This window comes from Spirosoma litoris (assembly GCF_054776755.1).
This window is the reverse complement of record NZ_BAAHBI010000008.1, coordinates 160,543-181,604: the sequence shown is the minus strand read 5'-3', so window position 1 is coordinate 181,604 and position 21,062 is coordinate 160,543. Positions and strand designations below refer to the sequence as shown.

15 protein-coding genes are annotated in these 21,062 nt (G+C 48.4%); 9 read left to right on the top strand and 6 right to left on the bottom strand.

Translation table 11 applies throughout. The features are described 5' to 3' along the window. Positions 1-233: 233 nt before the first annotated feature. The 6 genes from ACYVGR_RS05805 to ACYVGR_RS05780 all read left to right on the top strand — a co-directional run bounded on the left by ACYVGR_RS05805 (position 234) and on the right by ACYVGR_RS05780 (position 12,484). Complete coding sequence (locus tag ACYVGR_RS05805; protein WP_460954485.1) at positions 234-3,695, top strand: SusC/RagA family TonB-linked outer membrane protein; 3,462 nt, start codon at positions 234-236, stop codon at positions 3,693-3,695. A 41-nt stretch (positions 3,696-3,736) separates the two neighbouring features. Continuing rightward, a complete protein-coding gene (locus ACYVGR_RS05800; protein ID WP_460954483.1) occupies positions 3,737-5,467 on the top strand; it encodes a RagB/SusD family nutrient uptake outer membrane protein in 1,731 nt (576 codons plus the stop codon). 161 nt (positions 5,468-5,628) lie between these two features. Continuing rightward, complete coding sequence (locus tag ACYVGR_RS05795; protein ID WP_460954481.1) at positions 5,629-6,591, top strand: hypothetical protein; 963 nt, start codon at positions 5,629-5,631, stop codon at positions 6,589-6,591. Between the two features lie 220 nt (positions 6,592-6,811). After that, positions 6,812-9,007, top strand: coding sequence for an outer membrane protein assembly factor BamB family protein (locus tag ACYVGR_RS05790; RefSeq protein ID WP_460954479.1), 2,196 nt, complete (start codon positions 6,812-6,814; stop codon positions 9,005-9,007). Positions 9,008-9,103: 96 nt separating this feature from the next. Next, positions 9,104-10,483 carry an enolase C-terminal domain-like protein gene (locus tag ACYVGR_RS05785; RefSeq protein ID WP_460954477.1) on the top strand — a complete coding sequence of 460 codons (1,380 nt, stop codon included), beginning with the start codon at positions 9,104-9,106 and terminating at the stop codon, positions 10,481-10,483. 57 nt (positions 10,484-10,540) lie between these two features. Next, entirely contained in the window at positions 10,541-12,484 is a 1,944-nt protein-coding gene (locus ACYVGR_RS05780; RefSeq protein ID WP_460954475.1) for a GDSL-type esterase/lipase family protein, read from the top strand. A gap of 42 nt (positions 12,485-12,526) precedes the next feature. Here ACYVGR_RS05780 and ACYVGR_RS05775 read toward each other — a convergent pair whose 3' ends face one another. The 4 genes from ACYVGR_RS05775 to ACYVGR_RS05760 form a co-directional block, all read right to left on the bottom strand. Beyond that, positions 12,527-13,810, bottom strand: a complete 1,284-nt coding sequence (locus tag ACYVGR_RS05775; RefSeq protein ID WP_460954536.1) for an MFS transporter — start codon at positions 13,808-13,810, stop codon at positions 12,527-12,529. A 432-nt stretch (positions 13,811-14,242) separates the two neighbouring features. Further along, positions 14,243-15,130, bottom strand: coding sequence for an NmrA family NAD(P)-binding protein (locus ACYVGR_RS05770; protein WP_460954473.1), 888 nt, complete (start codon positions 15,128-15,130; stop codon positions 14,243-14,245). A 101-nt stretch (positions 15,131-15,231) separates the two neighbouring features. Next, the gene (locus ACYVGR_RS05765; protein ID WP_460954471.1) at positions 15,232-16,146 is read right to left on the bottom strand and encodes a helix-turn-helix domain-containing protein; all 915 of its coding nucleotides are present in this window, start codon (positions 16,144-16,146) and stop codon (positions 15,232-15,234) included. 23 nt (positions 16,147-16,169) lie between these two features. Further along, complete coding sequence (locus ACYVGR_RS05760) at positions 16,170-16,577, bottom strand: DoxX family protein (RefSeq protein WP_460954469.1); 408 nt, start codon at positions 16,575-16,577, stop codon at positions 16,170-16,172. A 115-nt stretch (positions 16,578-16,692) separates the two neighbouring features. Here ACYVGR_RS05760 and ACYVGR_RS05755 point away from each other — a divergent pair, with 115 nt between their 5' ends. Continuing rightward, positions 16,693-17,031 carry a winged helix-turn-helix transcriptional regulator gene (locus ACYVGR_RS05755; protein WP_460954467.1) on the top strand — a complete coding sequence of 113 codons (339 nt, stop codon included), beginning with the start codon at positions 16,693-16,695 and terminating at the stop codon, positions 17,029-17,031. Between the two features lie 69 nt (positions 17,032-17,100). Here ACYVGR_RS05755 and ACYVGR_RS05750 read toward each other — a convergent pair whose 3' ends face one another. Further along, a complete protein-coding gene (locus tag ACYVGR_RS05750; RefSeq protein WP_460954465.1) occupies positions 17,101-17,697 on the bottom strand; it encodes a short chain dehydrogenase in 597 nt (198 codons plus the stop codon). Between the two features lie 106 nt (positions 17,698-17,803). Between ACYVGR_RS05750 and ACYVGR_RS05745 the strand changes: the two genes are divergently transcribed. Then, positions 17,804-18,136 (top strand): winged helix-turn-helix transcriptional regulator, encoded by a 333-nt coding sequence (locus tag ACYVGR_RS05745; RefSeq protein ID WP_460954463.1) that lies wholly within the window; start codon positions 17,804-17,806, stop codon positions 18,134-18,136. A 195-nt stretch (positions 18,137-18,331) separates the two neighbouring features. On the opposite strand, the gene ACYVGR_RS05740 is transcribed toward ACYVGR_RS05745, so the two are convergent. Further along, complete coding sequence (locus ACYVGR_RS05740; RefSeq protein ID WP_460954461.1) at positions 18,332-19,909, bottom strand: DHA2 family efflux MFS transporter permease subunit; 1,578 nt, start codon at positions 19,907-19,909, stop codon at positions 18,332-18,334. A 161-nt stretch (positions 19,910-20,070) separates the two neighbouring features. On the opposite strand from ACYVGR_RS05740, the gene ACYVGR_RS05735 reads away from it, so the two are divergent. Beyond that, positions 20,071-21,057: an FAD:protein FMN transferase gene (locus ACYVGR_RS05735; protein ID WP_460954459.1), complete on the top strand. Its 987-nt coding sequence runs from the start codon at positions 20,071-20,073 to the stop codon at positions 21,055-21,057. Positions 21,058-21,062: the final 5 nt, after the last annotated feature.

The window sequence follows — 21,062 nt, the reverse complement described above, 5'->3', positions numbered from 1 at the left end:
TAGAATCTATAGAATCCTTAGAATCACCAGGAACTTAACCATTACCTATTCCTAACCCCACTTTTTCTACAGATCGCCTATGCCACAATAAGCCCGTAATTAACAAAAAAAGCCAGTGATGGTACCAGCATCACTGACTTTACTCGCACCCTTGTTCGATAACCTCATCCAGGATGAGGCAGGGGATTTTTTGTCCATTTCCAAATCCAAATAGCCAAAAAACAAGTAAAAGTATGAAAGAACTTCGACAACCGCTTAGCCTGTTGCGCAGCCTTATGAAATTTACCGTCTATCAGTTAGTACTGGCGGCTATTGTAGCCGGTCTGGCAGCGGCCCGCCCGGTTGAAGCACAGCGAGTTATGGAGCAGCGCGTGACGCTCCGCGCCGATAACCTATCGTTAAAAACCGTCCTGAATCAGCTGGGGCGTCAGGCCGATGTTCGTTTTGCCTACCGATCAGCACTGCTACAGCTAAATGATCGTGTTACGCTCAGCACGACCAATCAAACTCTGGCTGACGTATTGGATAATTTATTGAAGGCCCACCAACTTACCTATCAGGTAAAAGGGCGGCAGATTATTCTGAATCAGGAGCCGCCAGCCCCCCTTATTGAATTACCTTTCAATATGAATGCCGCCCTCACCGACCGGAATCTTATCGGTACCGTTTCGGACGAAGCAGGAACCCGGCTCCCAGGAGTTAGCATCGTGGTTAAAGGCACCAATCGAGGCACGACAACCGATGCGAATGGTCAGTTTAAAATGACCTTATTGACCGGTGACGATGTGTTAGTGTTCAGCTTTGTAGGTTATCTCTCTAAGGAAATTACGGTTGGCAATCAGACCTCGGTCAATGTCAATCTAGCCGTCGATACCAAGAACCTCAGTGAAGTGGTGGTGGTGGGATATGGCACACAGAAACGGTCGGATCTGACGGGTTCTATTTCGTCGGTAAAAGCCGAAGAGGTGAAAAATCTGCCCGTTCGGAGTGTGAACGAAGCCTTGCAGGGACGTGCTGCCGGGGTTCAGGTAACCCGGAATGATGGATCGCCCGGTGCCAGTTCCGATATTGTTATCCGGGGGGTTGGCTCCATTGGTGGCATGTCGCCACTCTATATCGTCGATGGTATACGGATGTCGGCGGGGAATAACTTCAACCTTCAGGATGTCGAGTCCATTGAAATTCTGAAAGATGCCAGTGCTGCCGCTATTTATGGAGCGCAGGCTGCCGGTGGTGTGGTGCTCGTTACAACCAAGCGCGGTACCAGCCTCGATAAGATGAAGATCAACTTCAATGCGTATTACGGCGTTCGGCAGCCCCGAAACCTGTATAAACTGCTCAATACCGCCGATTACGTTACTGCCAAGAAAGCGTTCGGGGTGAGTACCAGCGGCTGGGGTGACCCCAGTTCACTGCCCGACAACGACTGGGTCAAGGATATGTACACCAATGGATCGGACCAAAGTTATTCACTGTCGTTATCAGGAGCTACAGCTAAAACCAACTACTATATCTCCGCCAATTACCAGCGGGAAGGAGGTACTATGATCGACAACTGGTTTGAGCGGTATGGGCTTCGGTCAAATGCGGACTTCAAAATCAATAAAAAGCTGAAGGTCGGCGAAACGATGTATGCCTGGAAAACGGGAAACAATCCGATGGTGAGCAACACATTTCCCTTCCGCTCGGCACCTGTCGTTCCGGTGTATGATCCAACCAATTCGTATGGCGGCTGGGCTAAAACCGGGACCTTTTTTACGGGACCAAACCTCGTCGGGCAGGAATATCAGAACCATATGCAGAATGAAACCTACGCCTTGGAAGGAAACCTCTATGCCGACTGGGAAATTCTGAAAGGGCTCAATCTCCGCTCAACTTTCGGGGCTTCGATCTATAATGTACACAACTACAAATTTACAGAGGCCTACGACTACGGTACAGTTGCCAATCACAATGCCTTTCTGAGTCGTGACATTAATAACCAGCGTAACCTGACCGCTAACTTTGTTCTGACCTATACTAAGGCCATTGGTGAACATGAGTTCAAAGTGCTGGCAGGTTATGAAGCCTACAAATCAGACCTCAGTTCCTTACATGCTGAAGCACAGAGCTTTCCCTACGTTACCTACAATCTGGCGCTGACCAGCAATCCCAGCAGTTATGTAGCCAGCGGGGGCGAACTCCCGCAAACCCGTTTACTGTCTCAGTTCGGGCGGATCAATTACACGTATGCGAACAAGTATCTGCTGACCGCCACCGTTCGTCGGGATGGTTCGGACCGGTTCGGCCCTGCCAATAAGTTTGGGGTTTTTCCGTCCGTTTCAGTAGGTTGGAAACTGACCGAAGAAGCATTCATTCGGGATAACCTCACTTACGTCTCGAACCTGAAGCTTCGGGCCAGCTATGGTAAACTGGGAAGTACCAGCAACATTCCGCAGTATACGTACCAGAATTCATATGGCGGAACGGGTGGAACCACGAGCATGGGTTTACCCGATGGGTCACGCTTTAAAGGCTATGCACTGACCGCTCAGCTAGCCAACCAGAATATCAAATGGGAATCTGTGCTTCAAACCGATATTGGGGCAGACATTGGCCTGTTGAATAACGCCCTGAATATTACGGTTGACTGGTACAGCCGCCAGACAAACGACATGATTTATCAGGTTCCCGTGGCGCTCTCTGCCGGTTTTGCGAATTCAACGGTTTATACCAACATCGGTCAGATGAGCAACAAAGGGTTGGAGATTGCCGCCGATTATCGGGGCAAGAAAGGCGCTTTCACCTATGGCATTGCTGCCAATGCGTCGTTTAACCGAAATCTGGTAAAAAAACTGGATGGTACAAACAACAACCCGATCAATGACGGTCCCGCTGGCGATTATCTGGAGAGTGTAGTGTCTCGTACGCAGGCAGGCCAGCCGTTAGGTCAGTTCTATGGCTACAAGACGGCAGGTATTTTCCAGACAGATGCCGAAGTGCAGGCCCTCAACCAGAAAGCACAGGAAGCAGCCGCAGCAACAGGGGGAACCACCACAGGCGTTTATTATCAGGCAGCAGCTACGGGCGCAGGCGACCTGAAATTCCAGGATTTGAATGGTGATGGGCGGATTACCTCGGCCGATAAAACCTTCATTGGTAATCCGTGGCCCAAAATGACGTACGGCGTTACACTGAGCATGGGTTGGAAAGGGTTTGATTTTTCGGCTCTGTTTCAGGGTATTGCCGGTGTAGATGTGTTCAATGCCAATAAATATTACACATCGATTTTCGTGGGTGATTACAACACCACCCGCGATATTTTCAACACGTCTTACTTTAATGGTAACGGGCTTACCAATCTGCCTCGCGTAGGCTATACCGACGCGTCGGGGAATTACGTTCGCGACCCCAATGCCAACTATACGCGCATTTCTGATTTTGCGGTCGAAAGTGGAGCCTTCCTCAAACTGCGTAACATTCAGATAGGCTATACACTTCCAGCCTCGCTGATGAAACAGTGGAAAATGTCGGGTATTCGGGTATATGCACAAGGACAAAACCTGTTGACATTCACCAAGTATTCGGGCCTTGATCCAGAAGTGCTGGGGCGCAGTAGTGGCTCCAATGCGGCCTCTACCGGGCGGGGTATCGATACAATTTACTCCTATCCGCGTACTACGCTTATGTCAATGGGTATTGACGTGACTTTCTAACCTCATCCACTGGATTCAGTAATTCAAAACGATCATTCATCATGAAAATACTAGTCAAACTTTCCCTCTTTGTCGTACTCCTGAGTCTGGCGGCTTGTAAAGAGAGTTTTGTGAATGTAGACAATCCGGGCGCTATTTCTACCGCCAGTTATCCGGGCACCGTGGCCGACCTGGAACAACTCCTGGCGGGTGTTTATGCCACGCAGCATGCCCCAAGCCTGTTCGGTCACAACATGCTCGCTAAAAACACCTACTTGTGGGACCATACCACCGATTTGAGTTGGCAGGGCACAACTACCTGGATTCAACTGGCGCAGAACAATTCGCAGGTTAACGATAGTTTTTTGCAGGGAACCTGGCAGGATTTATGGCGGGGCGTACAGCGGTGTAATACCCTGCTGGCCGGTATTGAGACGTTTAGTGCCAAAGCGAATGCCGCCGATGCCGCATCAGCCAATCTTATTAAAGGGCAGACATTGTATCTGCGGGCCTGGTACTATTTCTACCTGACTGCTGAGTGGGGTGAAAGCTTCATCGTCGATGGTCAAGGGGGCGATAAAATGGGCGTTCCCATCATCACCAAAACGTCGAGTAGCCTCCCCGAAACGCAGGTGGCACGGGCTACGGTCAAGCAGTGCTGGGATTTCATTATCAGTGATCTGAAAGCCGCCGAAACCATTCTGAACGGGAAAACCTGGACCGGTAGCACAGATAAATATAAGATAAGCGGCTGGGGAGTTAAGGCATTTCTGGGTAAAGTTTACGTCTATACACAGGATTGGGCCAATGCGAAAACCTACCTGAGCGATGTAGTTGCGAACAGCGGGAAATCGCTGGTGCCGTTCGATACCTACAAAACCATGTTCAATGCGCAAAATGAGTTCAACTCCGAGTCGTTGATTGAGCTTAACCTGAACATCGACATGACCTACCGCGGAACCGATGATCGTTCTATGGGTTCCAGTATCGGAATGGTTATCGCGCCTACCTACGTTGGAACCAATGGGGCGCAGGCAGCGTCGGCCTGGTCGAATGTGTTTCCGCATGCCAAAAACATAGCCCGGTTTGGCTTCAATCTGGGGCACTACTTCCCGGCAGGAACGGCTACAGCCAATATCGCCAATGTCGATAAGTCGTACATCACAAAATCGGTGGCAGCCCGAGCTAATAAAACAGTAGACCCTCGCTTATGGGTGTCCTGTCTGCAACCCTATGTTGATTCGATGGTTGTGCTCGGCGTTAAACAGCCCATTTCGCACTACCTCGACATTTCGGAAATTGATATGGAAGCCTGGAGTTTCCGGAAATACATCAATCTGGCCGGAACCGAAGGCGAAGTGAATATGGCGAACGGCGATAATATTCTGTGGCTCAGGCTGGCGGACATATATCTACTCTACGCGGAAACCCTGACCCATACCGGCGATAATGCAACCGCGTTAGAATATGTCAACAAGGTCCGAAGGCGAGCCTATGGCTATGCCGTCAATACGGCTTCGGCAGTTGATTATAAAACGCTAACTGATCAGACCAGCGCGCCCGATGCCGTGCTTAAAAATGACCCTCTCAAATACGAGCGATGGGCCGAACTGTTCGGCGAAGGCCATTGGTGGTTTGATGTCTGTCGATGGAAAATCGGTGATAAAGAAGCCTCTTATTATCAGCGAGTTCGTGGCGGAGCCATTCAATGGGACGCAACGGATTATGCCCAACCCATTCCGATCAATGAGATCACCTCAAACTTCAGTATGAAGCAAAATCCGGGGTATTGATGTTGATTGACCCCTCACCCCCGGCCCCTCCCGCAACGGCGGACCGCCCAAAACGGGAGAGGGGAGCAGGACTGTCCTAGTTTTCACCCCTCGCCCGTTTTGGGCGGTCCGCCGTTGCGGGAGGGGCCGGGGTGAGGGAAAATTGTCCAAACAATCTCCTTATGAAGCAGGTCATTCTCTGTTTGCTAGTTAGCTTAACCAGCTTTAGCCTTCTGGAGCCATTTCCCCAGGCAGACATCTCGAATGGGGTGATTCAGGCCAAATTGTATTTACCCGATCAAGCGCAGGGGTATTATCAGGGTGTGCGTTTCGACTGGTCGGGTGTGTTTGCCAGCCTTGATTATAAAGGGCATAGCTATTTTGGTCAGTGGTTCGACAAATACGACCCGAAACTACACGATGCCATCAGCGGGCCTGTTGAAGAGTTCACACCCATTGGCTACGAAACGGCTAAGCCGGGTGACGATTTTCTGAAGATTGGGGTGGGGTCACTTCGGAAATCTGCCGATGGTCCTTACCGATTTGCAACAAATTATGAGTTGGTTAATGCTGGCAAATGGAGCGTCAAAAAAGAGAAAGATGCCGTTGAGTTTATCCACGAGTTGACCGATGCTGCGGGTTATTCCTATCGGTATCGAAAAACGGTTCGGTTAGTACCGGGCAAACCGACGCTGATACTGGAACATTCGCTGACCAACACGGGCGCTAAACCCATCGAAACGACGGTTTACGATCATAATTTTTACGTGATCGACAAGCAGCCAACCGGTCCCGATTTTTCGATAACGTTTCCCTTTGCCCTACAAACGAAAGGAACCCCCCGAGGTATGGGAACGCTATTTGAATTACGCACAAATCAACTTGCATACCTAAAAGAACTTAACAAAGGTGAAACCACGCATTGTTACCTGACTGGCTTCGGCGATACGGCGAAAGACTACGATATACGGATTGAAAACCATAAAACCGGCGCAGGTGTACGCATAACTTGTGATCAGCCTATTGTTCAACTCGCTTACTGGTCAATGCCAGTTACCGTTTGCCCGGAACCTTATATCCAGATCAAAGCCGAACCGGGTAAGGAGTTCACCTGGAAAATCCAGTATGATTATTACACGAAGTAGTCAGGTTGAGCCAGGAATTGTCAGGATGGTCAAGGGTAGTCAAGGGTCGATTACACTCGACTAAATCTAATACTTGATCATAGTGAGCCAACATACATTAGACTATTTTTTGTCATCCCGACGCAGGAGGGATCTCGTTTCGCCTGATGCTAGAGATCCCTCCTGCGTCGGGATGACAAAAGTCTTGAAACAGAATTACTTACATGATTTTTTTTATTCCATGAAGTATATCATTTACAGCGGGTTAATCGGAGTATTGGGGGTAATAATAACGGCCATGTATCCCGATCGATACAGCATACATATCGACCCGCCAGGAAATACCGACTGGGTTAATTACGGGGGAAATAAAGCCGGTAATCGGTATTCTTCCCTTACGCAGATCAACCTCGATAACGTTAAAAATCTTCAGGTAGCCTGGACGTATAATGCAGCTAAAATCGATGGGGAAGGGGGGCGTCAACCTGAAATTCAGTGCCAGCCCATTGCTGTAAACGGCGTTCTCTATGGCACCACGCCAAAACTGAAGCTATTTGCGGTAAAGGCAAATACGGGCGAACAACTCTGGGTATTTGATCCCTTCAAAGATAAAACTGCCCGTTTTAATCCAAACCGGGGCGTCATGTATTGGGAAGAAAGCAACGGCGGGGCAGACAAACGAATTCTGTTCACAGCTGGTCCGACTCTCTTCGCTATCAATGCGCTGACGGGTGAACCAGTTACACAATTCGGCAAAAATGGAGAAGTTGACTTACGAGAAGGTCTGTTGACTGATCCAAACTATGATCTCAAAAAAGTATCGGTTACCGTGACCAGTCCTGGGGTTATTCATAAGGATTTGCTGGTTATGGGGTGCACAGTTTCCGAGTATGGCGATGCGGCACCGGGCCACGTTCGCGCTTTTGATGTGCGTACAGGCAAGATGCGCTGGATATTCCACACCATCCCCCAACCGGGTGAAGCAGGTTATGAGACCTGGCCCAAAGATGCCTACAAAAAAATAGGTGGAGCCAATAACTGGGCAGGTATGGTGCTGGATGAAAAACGAGGCATGGTCTACCTGGGCACCGGTTCGCCCGCGGTTGACTTCTATGGTGGAAGTCGCGCCGGGCAAAACCTGTATGCTGATTGTATCCTCGCCCTAAATGCCGAAACGGGTAAATTGAAGTGGTATTACCAAACCGTCCATCATGATTTATGGGACCGGGATCTGCCCTGTCAGCCAAACCTGGTTACGGTGAAGCACAATGGAAAGCTGGTCGACGCCGTGGCGCAATCTACGAAAGATGGGCTGGTGTATGTACTCGACCGCGATACAGGGACTTCCCTCTTTCCAGTCGAAGAGCGGACTGTTCCAACAACGGGTCTGCCGGGTGAACAGCCCTGGCCTAAACAGCGGTTTCCGTTGAAGCCCGCGCCCTTCGCTCGTCAGGTATTCACCGAAGCAGACATTACCGACCGTACGCCCGAAGCACATGCTTTTGTAAAAGAACGATTTTTGAAAACGCGTGCTGGCAATAAGTTCATGCCGCCAAGTCTGGAAGGAACGCTATTTTTCGGCATCGGCGGTGGAGCTGAATGGGGCGGCAACGCGGCTGATCCAGACGGTATTCTGTACCAGAATTCAAACGAAATGGTGTGGGATGTGAAGATGATGGACATGGCTGCCCGCACGGCCGAACTAGCCTCTAAAGGAAAATTACTGTACCAGGCCAATTGTGCCGCCTGCCACGGAGCCGACCGAAAAGGGAGCGGAGATGCCTACCCGAGTCTGGTCGATATTGGGAAGCGGCTCACAGGGCAGGATATACAGGCTATTTTGAAAACCGGTCGTGGGCGGATGCCTTCATTTGAGCATATTTCGGAGCAGGATCGTGGTACACTTGTCCGGTTTTTGCTCAACACCGAAACCAAAGCCAGCGATACCGACGATCATCACAATGCTTCCGCGCCCGTAGCGATGGCCGAGAAGCCTGTCTTTCCGTACATTCCCCCTTACATCAACAATGGCTGGACCCGTTTCGTCGATCCAGAAGGCTATCCTGCCGTAAAACCACCCTGGGGTACACTCAACGCCATTAATCTGAACACGGGAGAATATTTGTGGAAGGTTCCATTAGGCGAGTTTCCTGAATTGACAAAAAAAGGGATTCCGCAGACGGGTACCGAAAACTACGGTGGTCCCATCGTTACGGCAGGGGGCTTAGTCTTTATAGCCGCCACCTACGACGAGCGCATTCGGGCTTTCGACCGAAAAACGGGCAAGGTCGTTTGGGAGTATCAGCTTCCGGCGGGCGGTTTCGCTACCCCAATTACCTATCAGGTCAATGGGAAACAGTATGTCGCCATTGCTGTCGGGGGTGTCAAAAATGGGCATAAACCGGGCGGGTCTTATTTCGCTTTTGCATTACCCTAGCTCATTACAGTTTCCTGTTTGACGCCTTCTATTCCATGTTTAATAGGTTGGTAGCTAGTAGTTCGCATAAATTTCTAATCCTTCAATACGTACTCCATGAATACAAACCGTGAATCCCACGAAAAGCAACTCGATCATAACCGCCGTAACGCGTTAAAAATGCTGGGCATGGGCTCATCGGCTGGACTTTTAAGTATGTTTGGCGGTCTGTCTACAGCCGAAGCGCGTGAGCAACAGGCAAAGCCCCAATATGCTGTCGGTACAGCGCCTGTTAAAATCAAAAGCGTGAAAGCCATTGCTACGGCCCCCCAGGGCTCTAACCTCATTGTGGTGAAGGTCGAAACCACCGAGCCTGGTCTCTATGGTTTAGGTTGTGCTACGTTTACACAACGGGCCGCTACCGTCATTGTAGCCATCAATACCTATTTGAATGAGTTCTGCGTCGGGAAAGACGTAGACAATATCGAGGATATGTGGCAGTCGGCTTACGTGAGTTCGTACTGGCGGAATGGCCCTGTGCTCAACAATGCCCTGAGTGGACTGGATCAGGCGTTGTGGGACATCAAGGGCAAGCGGGCCAATATGCCCGTTTATCAACTCCTGGGCGGTAAAGCCCGCTTTGCCATTCCCTGTTATACCCACGCTGGTGGCAACACGCCCGAAGCAGCCGCCGACAGTGTGAAGAAACTGATGGCCGATGGCTTCAAGTACATCCGCATTCAGCAGGGCGGTTATGGAGCCGTTGGGGCCACTGCCGACAAACCCGACTTCAAAGTGGCAGGCTTCGGTGGTGAAACCGACAACTACATGAATGAGCGACTGTATCTGAAATCGGTACCTAAGATGTTCGAAATAGTTCGGAAAGAATGTGGGGAAGAGATCGAACTGCTTCACGACATTCACGAGCGGGTGCAACCCATCGATGCCATAAACATGATCAAACGGGTTGAAGAATATCGACCTTTCTTCATCGAAGACCCCTTCTCACCCGAGAATATGAAGTGGTTCGCGCAACTTCGACAAGCGACATCGGTTCCCATCGCTATGGGTGAGTTGTTCAACAACATCAACGAGTTCAAAGAGCCGATGGTCAACCAATGGTTCGATTTTATCCGGATACACGTCTCGCAGATTGGGGGAATCACACCCGCCATGAAAGTAGCGCGATTGGGCGAGTGGTTTAACATCCGCACCGCCTGGCATGGACCTGGCGATGTGTCGCCAGTGGGTCACGCAGCTCATGCACACATTGATCTGGCAGTATGGAATTTCGGTATTCAGGAAGCCGTGCAGTTTTCCAACAAGACCAAAGAGGTGTTCACAGGTTGCCCGACGATGAATAAAGGCTATATGTCGGTCAATGAAGTGCCGGGGTTGGGCGTTGATATTAACGAGAAAGAAGCCGCCAAATATCCCATCACGACCAAGTCAAACTGGCAGGTACGTAAGATGGACGGCACGATTATTAGACCTTAAATTTGTGATCTGGCGCGGGTATCCATCCGCGCCAGGGCATAATTCCAATCAATAACTATGAAAAAAACAGTAACGCCCCCTCCGCCAACGCCAACAAGCCGAAAGCGTCTGTTGCTGTTTAAGGGCATAGCGTTACTGTTCCCTTTTCTGTTGCTGGCACTTATCGAAGGCTTACTCAGGTTGTTTAGTTATGGCCATGACCTACGCCTTTTTGTAGAAGACCCGCAGAATAAGGGCTTTCTGGTCATGAATCAGTACACGTCGGAGAAGTATTTTTCGGAAACTGAAAATGCGACGATTGGTAACTTTGAGCCGTTTCGAAAGCAAAAAGCCGAGGGTACATTTCGGATTTTTGTGTTGGGAGAGTCAACCACAATCGGTTATCCGTACATGCACAACGGCTCCTTTCATCGCTGGTTGCAATATCGGCTGATGCATACCTTCCCGAATAAAGAGTTCGAGATCATTAATCTGGCACTGACAGCCGTTAATACCTACACTGTTGCCGATTTCGCGAAGCAACTAGGCGACTATAGTCCCGATGCGGTATTGATTTATGTAGGTCATAATGAATACTATGGAGCATTAGGCGTTGGTTCTACGAGTAGTCTTGCGCACAGTCCCACACTTATTCGATTGTTGATCAAGCTCCGGCAATTTCGGCTGGTACAACTGCTTGCCAATACAATAAACGGAATTCGAAAAGCTATTTCTGGTCAGAAAATTGACCTCCGTGAGAATCTGATGAAGCGAATGGCCGCCGATCAGCAGATCGCCTATGGTTCTGCAACGTATCAAGCGGGTATCGAGCAATTTAAGACGAATCTGAATGATGTATGTCAGCAATTGAGTGAACAGCATACTCCTGTCTTTATTAGCAATTTGGTCAGTAATGAGAAAGACCTAAAGCCATTTATTAGCAGCCCTGGGAATGGGCCAGCGTCAGCTCAAAGACACTATCAACTGGCAAACCAGGCTTATGCAAAAGGGGATTTTGCCCAGGCCAAACGAGGGTATGTACAAGCCAAAGAGCTGGATATGTTGCGATTTAGGGCACCCGAGGCCATGAATCAATCCATCCAGGAAATCTCGACTAACTACCCAGGTGTTACGTTGGTCGATACAAAGCAGGTTTTTGAAGCTCATTCGCCCCACGGTATTCTAGGTCAGGAAACCCTCTTGGAGCACGTCCATCCTAATTTATTTGGCTACGCTCTTCTTTCGGATGCGTTTTATGAAGTCTTGAAAAAGAGTCGGTTACTTCCCAATGATCGGACGCATGAACTCTCGCTCGCTGAGTTGCGACAGCGTATGCCCATAACGACTGTCGATTCGCTCAAAGGGGTCTACGAAATGATGATCTTAAAAGAAGGCTGGCCGTTCAACGTGCCGATGCCTCCTGAAGAAAAACGGCCAAAAACTGAGGAAGAACAACTGGCGGGTGCGCTGGTTGTCAAGCAAATATCCTGGCCCGACGCCATGAATCGGTTAGTGAGTTATTATCTGTCGCAAAAGAACTTCACTAAAGCCTTACAGGTGACCGAAGCCCAATTGCTCGAATATCCGTATAATCCCGCCTTGTACGACCAGGCGGCTAAGCTCAGTTTAGCATTGACCAAAAATGAACAAGCTGTCACTTATCTAAAAAAGGCGTTTCGTTTGGAGAATAGTTTTGAGCGAGCTCAGCCATTATTCATTACGTTACTGAAACTAGATAGGCCCGAAGAAGCGCTGCCTTACCTTCAATATGCCGCTGCACACACACAATCTGGCTTTAGTTTGAACGAGCTACAATCCTTTGTACAACAGTTGGTTACAATAAAGAATCAGTTTTCCCAGGATACCACCAATGTTAACCTCAGTAATCAGCTGGCCTTAGGTTATCTGAAATTTGCGAATGCCACGGCGGCCACCAAATACGTAGAAAAAACGCTTCGTCTGGATAGCCATAATGCCATCGCGCTACAGTTGAAGGAAAAGATTCGGTCTATCCAAAAGTAACGCTCTGTCATTCAGGTTGTACTAAGTTGACGGAAGGCCACTTCACTCTTCTAGGTAATTCAAATCCTTGTCGTGGGTTTCGGGGATGGTCAGGATGGCGTAAAAACCGATTAAAAACGTAACCAGACCCACAACTGCACCTGCATTGACAACATCCAGAGAAGGCTTAAGTGCCTGATAACCCAGGGTCATAGGAATCAGAAAAGCGCGCACCATATTCGGGATGGTAGTGGCGGCTGTCGCGCGTAAGTTGGTGCCAAACTGCTCCGCACTAATGGTCACAAACATGGCCCAATAACCATTCCCAAAGCCCAGACCCAGGCAAAGCACGTAGAAAACAGTGGCACTTTTGATACCGAGGTACAAACAGATAAAGCTGAACACAAAAGCAATGGACATGAAGAGCGTGATCGCTTTTTTACGCGATGCCAGCGCCTGACTAATGAAGCCGTTGGACAGATCGCCGATGGCCATGCCAATGTATAAGCACGTGATGGCTAAGCCCGGTTGAATTTCCTCGTCAACACCCCAGGCTTTTCCAAATTCGTTACTGAACGAAGCCAGAATGCCGGTAACGAACCAGGAGGGAATGCCAACGCCGATGCATTTTAGATAGCGACTGAGTCGGTTGGTGTTAGTAAAGAAAGAGAGAAAATTACCCCGGCTTACCTGTTTTTGCTCAATGATGTTGGTGAACATGCCCGACTCAACCACCCCAAAACGTAACAATAACAAGCCAAAACCTAAACTTCCACCGACAAAAAAAGCCGTTTCCCAATCGAAGAGTTTAACTGTAAAATAGGCTACGACAGCGCCTAGAACCCCAATTCCGGCTACGAACGAGGTTCCAACGGCCCGTTTTTCTTTCGGCAGAATTTCGCTGACGAGGGTAATGCCTGCCCCTAGTTCGCCCGCTAGCCCGACACCGGCCACAAACCGCATCAGGGCATAGTACTGAACCGGGTCCATGAAGGTGATATGTTTCACAAATCCACAGGCAATATTGGCAATCGAATAGGTAATGATACTCCCAAATAACACCGAAAGTCGCCCACGCTTGTCGCCCAGGATTCCCCACACAATGCCGCCAAGTAGCAGACCCGCCATTTGCCAGTTCATGATGCGTCCACCAACCAGCGAGATTTGATCGGGTGTCAGCCCCATATCTTTCAGGCTCGGCACCCGAACGATACCGAATAGCAGCAAGTCGTAAATATCAACGAAATAGCCCAACGCAGCCACAATGATTGGCAAACTAAATAAGCTAACTGTTGTGGATTTGCTTGAATTAAGTGGTGGTTCTGATGAAGGAGTAGGCACAACCATATAAGGGTACAAGTAGTCTTTAATTATTCTACAATAATATAGAATATCGAAATAATATTCTGATAATATGCACTAAATAAATGACTTTCTTGTGCTTTTTCTGTTGTTAGTGAATGAGTTTTAGCCTGATTCTGAGGCTAAAAAGGACTTGTACAATGGATTAGGTATATTCGTTAAGCCCTAGTGCTTTGGCAAACTAATGCTCTTCCAATTTAGATTCTAGAGATTCTTTGGATTCTATTGGAGATATTGTGTTGATAATCAATGTCTGAACCACCAATTAGAATCAAAGAATCTCTAGAATCTAAATTGGAAGAGTACCAGGATACGGGGTATTTTCTCCGCGTCCTTTGTACCCTGTGTGGGCAAAAAGGTTAATCAACCATAAAAAAGCGGTTTCCTTTAAAAGGAAACCGCTTGACAAAAAGGCAATCAGGCGACTTGAAATGCAGCCGCAAACTCTTTCGCGAAATCTTCCAGCTTTACGTTACCCAGGCTAGCTGGTTTATGTTGGTCATAATCTTCCTGCAATTTGCCACTGTGTATACAGGCGCCTAATTCTACAAAATTAGCGACCAGCGAAGCAGGCATCCCGTTTTTGAGCAGTGCGTCTGTTACTTGCTCTTCGCTGAAGGCTAACCATTGCAAATCGGGCTTACCGATGGCGTTCCCTAACACATGAGCGACCTCGCTGGCGGTGCGCTCATCGCTGGCTATATAGCGAATGTTTCTACCTGTAGCTGATTTTGTCAATTCTTCTGCGGCAACAGTGGCAATATCACTGGGAGCAACCATCACGAGTTGGTCATCGCCACCGTAAACCGAGCCGATCAAGCCCTGTTCTTTGATCATGTTCACAAAGCCGTACAGATTGTAATAGAAGTAACCAGGGCGCAGGTGGGTGATGGCAACATCCGGTAATTCATTCAAAATCCCTTCTGTATGATGAGAGCCAAGGATAAACCCGGTTCCTTTGGGCAGATGCGCGCCATAACTACTGAGGTGAACAACATGCTGTACACCCAACCCCTGAATGGCTTGCGCGTAGTTGCTGCCGATTCTTCTATAATACGCAAACTGATCGGGCTCGGCATAATTGGGGGGGATCATGGCAAATACGGCATCGGCATCAGCAAAGGTGGCGTTCAGAAAATCAACGTCTTCCAAAGAGCCAATGGCGGCTATTGCCCCAATCTGGGTAATCTCATTCTGTTTTTCCGGCTTACTGCTGATAACCGTAACCTGATGGCCCTTTTGTACGAGTTCCTGGGTGAGCGGCTTGCCAATATGGCCTAACGAACCTGTTACTACAACGTTCATAACTAGCTGTTTTTGTTTACAGCACAAAGGTCTAGTCTGTCGATCTTAGCCTTGTAGTTGAATCTTCGATTGTTGTAGCCGTTTCTTGACTGATTAATGGCTTAGTTGAACGAATGTCGGAACGCCAACGGCGATGTATTCGTCTTACTTTTAAATAATTTGCTGAATGACTGCGAGTGTTCAAATCCCAAAGCGTAAGCAATCTCGCCAACCGACAAATCGGTTGTGGATAGTTTTTCTTTGGCCTTTTCGATCAATTTATCGTGGATGTGTTGCTGGGTACTTTGCCCGGTTAGTACGTTCAGCAATACACTTAAATAGTTGGGCGATACGTTGAGCACTTCGGCAATGTATTGAACCGTAGGCAACCCTTTTTCGGCTAAGGCATCGCTATCAAAGTAAGCGTCAAGAGTAGCCTCAAGCCGATTCAGAAGCTGATGATTGGTAATTTTTCGGGTTATGAATTGCCGATGATAGAAGCGATCGGCATAGGTTAGCAATAAGTCAAGTTGGGCGAGAATGACGTTCTGGCTAAACTGATCAATGTTTGCGCGGTATTCCTGCTCAATGTTTTTCAGGATGCCCGTAACTACTGCTTCTTCTTTTTCCGAAAGGTGCAGGGCTTCGTGGACCGAATAACTGAAATAGTCGTATTGCTTTATGGTTTTGGCTAACGACGTGTTCCATAAATAATCGGGGTGAACGAGAAGTAGCCAGCCCGTATGCTGTAGGTCGCCGTCGGCCTCAATCGTAAAAACCTGTCCGGGTGCCATAAAGATCATGATCCCTTCATCGAAATCATAGTCCTGTTGCCCATATTTCAGCTTGCCGTTGAAATTCCGTTTAAGCGCAACGGAGTAAAAATCGTGGATTTGACTATTCGATTTATCACACGATGGTCGTCTAATGGCTTCAAAAGGAATGACGCTGATTAAGGGATGCTCCGGCTTGGGAAGCCCCATAACCTGATGATAGTCAGTTATGGTTTTAATCCGTTGAGGCTGTGCGTTTTTCATTCGTAAGCTAAGATAAACTCGTTTCACTTTTCGGTGATCGGTGCCTTGGTAAACCGTCCCCACGCAATAAAAGCCGCAAGAACAGCGAAAACGATGTTTACGCCAATGACCGATGCTTCTCCTCGGGTAATGTGAAAAATACTGGCGCAGATCATTAACACTACGGTTCCTAAAGCGGCAATGGGCGTTAGTTGGGGTTTGATGCGAAGCCATGCTGGCAGAATCAACCCAACTGCCCCCAATAAGTCGATGAGACCGGTGAGTTTTACGAAGGCTACCGGAATCTGACCTACCCAGGGCCACATGTTAGCTAACTCATCAATAGGCTGAAACAGTTTCATGGTAGCCGCCCAAATGAACGTAGCGGCCAAAATTACTTGTATAATCCAGAGGGTAATGTGTAGTGCTTTTGATGGTTGTTGGTTTGCCATACCTAATCTCTTTTTTAGTAATGGCGTAAAAGTATTTATGTTTGCTAGCCGATTGATAGTACTTCCATTTTGGATAGCGCTATCCAAAATGGAAGTACAGTAAACCCAGGAATCGATGTTACTCAAAGGTGGATGTCCAAAAACAGCTCTTTCCATCAAGGATGCCTTAGAGGCTCTGGAAGGTAGATGGAAATTACTCATACTGTTTGCCTTGTCGACAGGAGGTAAGCGCTTTAAGCAGCTTTCGAGAGAAGTGCCCGGCATTACCGACAAGACTCTGTCGAAAGAATTGAAAAGCCTGGAAGCTAATAAATTAATTCAGCGCGATGTCCACGATACGTTTCCGCCAACGGTTGAGTATTCCATAACTGAACACGGAAAATCGCTGGAGAAAGTAATGGATGAACTCCATTATTGGGGATTAGCGCATCGCAAAGAGATAATGGAAAAGTGATTATCCCGCTCCTGTTTTAGGAGCGGGATATATACCAAGGTGAACAGCTAACGGGAGAAATGCGTCTGCCTAAACCACTTTATACGTCTGGCCGGTTTGCGCGCCCAATACACTCTTGACATAAGCCTGTGCCACACGATGCATGGATACAGGAATATGGCCCGGAAAAAACGGGAAGTAGCCTGGTGATTCTTCAACGACACCTGGTGCTACGGTGTTGATTCGTACACCCTGTTCAAGCTCGATGGCAGCCGCCCGCACAAACGAATCCAGTGCCCCATTGATGGCGCTGACCGCTGCCCCCAACACAATAGGGTCGTCGGCCAAACTGCCGGATGTTAATGTAAACGAACCTTTGGGGTTGATGTAATGCTGACCAATTAATACCAGATTGACCTGACCCATGAGTTTGCTGTTTAGGCCAATTCTAAAATCGGCATCCGTCATTTTGGGTAGCGGACCAAAGTGACCGTCACCAGTCGTGCTGACGAGCGCATCGAACGAACCAGCCTGTTCGAACAGGTTTTTAATGGAATCAGGATTGGTAATATCAACCTGCATATCCCCGCTTTTTGAGCCTACTTTCAGAATTTCATTGTCTTTTTCTAACGCGCTGACTACGTGCTTACCGATGGTACCCGTAGCACCAATAATGATAATTTTCATGTTGATTCGTGAATTTGTTAGGCGAAAGTAGACCAATACTCTACTTTTGTCAAGTAATTACCTTTTTGTCTAGTAATGACAAAAAAGTGATAATTGCGCCTGAATTATGGAAACCGAGAAAATAAAATACCACGATGCCGAAGAATGTCCGATAACGGCTACGATTGATGTAATCGGAGGCAAATGGAAGCCTCCCATTATCTGGCTGTTGCTGAAAGGGCCAATGCGTTTTGGCGAGCTTCACAAAACAATTCCGGGCATGGCATTGAAAGTTTTATCGAGGCAACTGAAAGAACTGGAAGCCGATGGCATTGTGGTTCGTACAGCCTATCCGGAAGTTCCTCCTCGGGTAGAATACTCGTTGAGCGAAAAGGGCGAAACACTCAGAGCGGTTATGTTTATGTTATCGGACTGGAGCCGAAAGAATATTTTAACGTGAATAGTGGATGGAATCTGGGATTGTTGATTGATTGTCAGTTATTTATAATATTGTTTTTTGTCATCCCGACGGTAGGAGGGATCTTCGGCAACTGATTATTTACCGAAGATCCCTCCTACCGTCGGGATGACAAAAAAGCTTAGATTTTTCTATAAAAGGAAAAGTTTAGACAGCTTCGTCTCCACCAAACACACCTTAGTGAGCCTCTGACATAGCTTTGGCGGCTAAGGCGATCTCGGCTGCCGATTTCTTTTTGGTTCGCAAGAAGTAGACCAGGGGCAGTATCAGAAGAAAGAAAACGCCCACTAGCCGGAACGTATCCAGGTAAGCTAGCAGGTAAGCCTGTTTATCTACGGTCAGATCCAGTAGCTTGTAAGCGCGTTGACTAGCGCCCCCCATCATCGTTAATCGCTCGGTCAGTAAGGGGTTGACTGGGTCCAGATTGCTGATCAGGTCGCCCCGGTGCTGGGCATAACTGCGGGTAACAAATGTGTTGGCGAGCGCAATACCGAATGCGCCCCCCAATTGCCGAATCATGTTGTTGAGCGCAATGGCCGATGGGAAATCCTGGGGAGGAAGCCCCGCCACTGCCTGATTAATCAAGGGTAGTTGCAACATCGTAACGCCAAAGACCCGCATCATTTGCGGCCAGAAAAAATCCCATTGATTGGCTTGTCCGTTCAGCGTGCCACTGTAAAAGCCGAACACCACAAACGTACACATTCCAACAATGATAAAGGGCAGGGGAGAAGCCCCAGTCGATAAGCGCCGACCGATGAGGGGAAATAAAGGAATACCAACCAGTGTAGGCCAAAGCAGGGAGAGTCCCGTCATGGTGGGTGTAAAGCCGTTAATGCGTTGGACCAGAACCGGATAAACGAACACAGAGGTAAACAAGCCCAGCCCGGCTACAAAGCTGAAAATGGTCGTTACGCCCAGAGTACCTTTTGAGAGAACACGCAGATTGACAACGGGATGGTCGGTGGTCAATTGCCGCCAGACGAAACCGATCATGCCAACCACAGCTGCTATCGTGAAGGTTAGGATCGTTTTCGACTCAAACCAGTCGTCGGACTGTCCTTTTTCCAATACATATTGTAGCGAACCGACGCCCACAGCCAGTAGAAAAATACCCAGATAGTCAATCTTGATTTGATCCTTACGAGTGCCTTCGCCGGGCTTCTTGGCAATGTAAAGAAACGTAAGAATGGTAGCAACAATGCCAACAGGCACGTTCACGTAAAAGATGTAAGACCAATGGTAGTTTTCGACAATAACTCCTCCCAGAAAGGGCCCTAATGTTGGCCCGAGAATGATGCCCATGCCGAAAATACCGGAAGCAACTCCTCGTTTGGCGGGTGGAAACGCATCAAAAATGATTCCCTGAGACGTAGATAATAAGGCTCCACCACCAATGCCCTGAATGAATCGCCAGAGAACGAGTTGCCACAGACTGGTTGAGCTGGCACAGAAATAGGACGCAGCCGTAAACAGAACAATGGAGGCCAGATAGTACTTTTTACGACCAAAATACTCGGCCAGAAAGCCCGTCATGGGGATAATGATTACGTTGGCAATGGCATAGGAGGTAACCACCCAGGCAACGTCTTCGATGGTAGCCCCTAAGGCGCCGGCAATTTCATTTAGGGCTACGTTGACGATAGTGACGTCGATCAATTCCATAACTGCGGCCGTAATAGCCGTGACGACGATGATAACACGAAGCAAGCCTGTTGGTAGAGCAGGCGCTTGAGCAGCTAATGGTTGTTGCATAGTAAATACAAGTTGAGAGCAACGAGACAGGTACAGGTAAAGAGCGGCTAGTCGTTACGATATACTTTAAGACAACCCATACATATCCGTAATAATTTCCGTCGATTGAAAACTGTTTGTGGGCTACCTGAACAATGAGAAAGCTTGCCGATTTTTGCCACATGAAACAAGTATTCATACTCGTTCTGCTTTTAATTGGCTTCAGTGCTACGGCTCAGGTACTGCGGAAAAGAACGGTTAAATTGATGGGAAGTCGGTTCGATATTACCATTGTGGCTACCGATTCCCTAACTGCCGAACAGAATATTGATACGGTCATTGCCGAAGTGACGCGGATTGAAAACCTGATTTCGGACTGGCGGGCGAATACGCAAATTTCGCAAGTCAACAGAAACGCGGGCATTGCCCCGGTTAAGGTCGATGCCGAAGTATTTGCTCTAACCGAAAGGGCGTTGCATTTCTCCAAAATCACGAATGGAGCGTTTGACATTAGCTTTGCGGCCATGGATCGAATCTGGAAATTCGACGGCTCGATGACGAAAATGCCTACCCCTGAAGCCATCAGGAAATCGGTTGAGAAAATTGGCTATAAATACATCGTTCTGGATCGGCAGAAATCGACCATCTTTTTGTCGCGCAAAGGCATGAAAATTGGCTTCGGGGCCTTGGGCGAAGGCTATGCTGCTGATCGTTGCCGTGAGATGATGCTGGCTCGGGGCATCAAGGCGGGCATTGTCAATGGTTCGGGTGATATGAGTATCTGGGGGAAACAACCTGATGGGCGCGACTGGTCGGTAGGTATTACGAATCCATTGCATAAAGATACCGTATTCGCCATTGTTCCGCTCCGGAAGAGCGCTGTTGTAACCTCCGGGAGTTACGAAAAATTTGTCGTCTTCAACGGGAAGCGGTATGCGCATATTATCAACCCCAGCACAGGCTACCCGGCTACTGGCCTGAGTAGCGTGACGGTCTTTGGGCCTAGCGCCGAAACCGCTAATGGGTTCAGCACATCGCTCATGGTATTGGGCAAAAAGGCTGGCTTGCAACTAATTCGAAAACACCCGCAATACAGCTACATCCTGATTACCGACGATGGGGAGGTTGTTTCTTCCAGTGATTTAGGTTTGAAAAAGAAGCGGTTATAGACAGT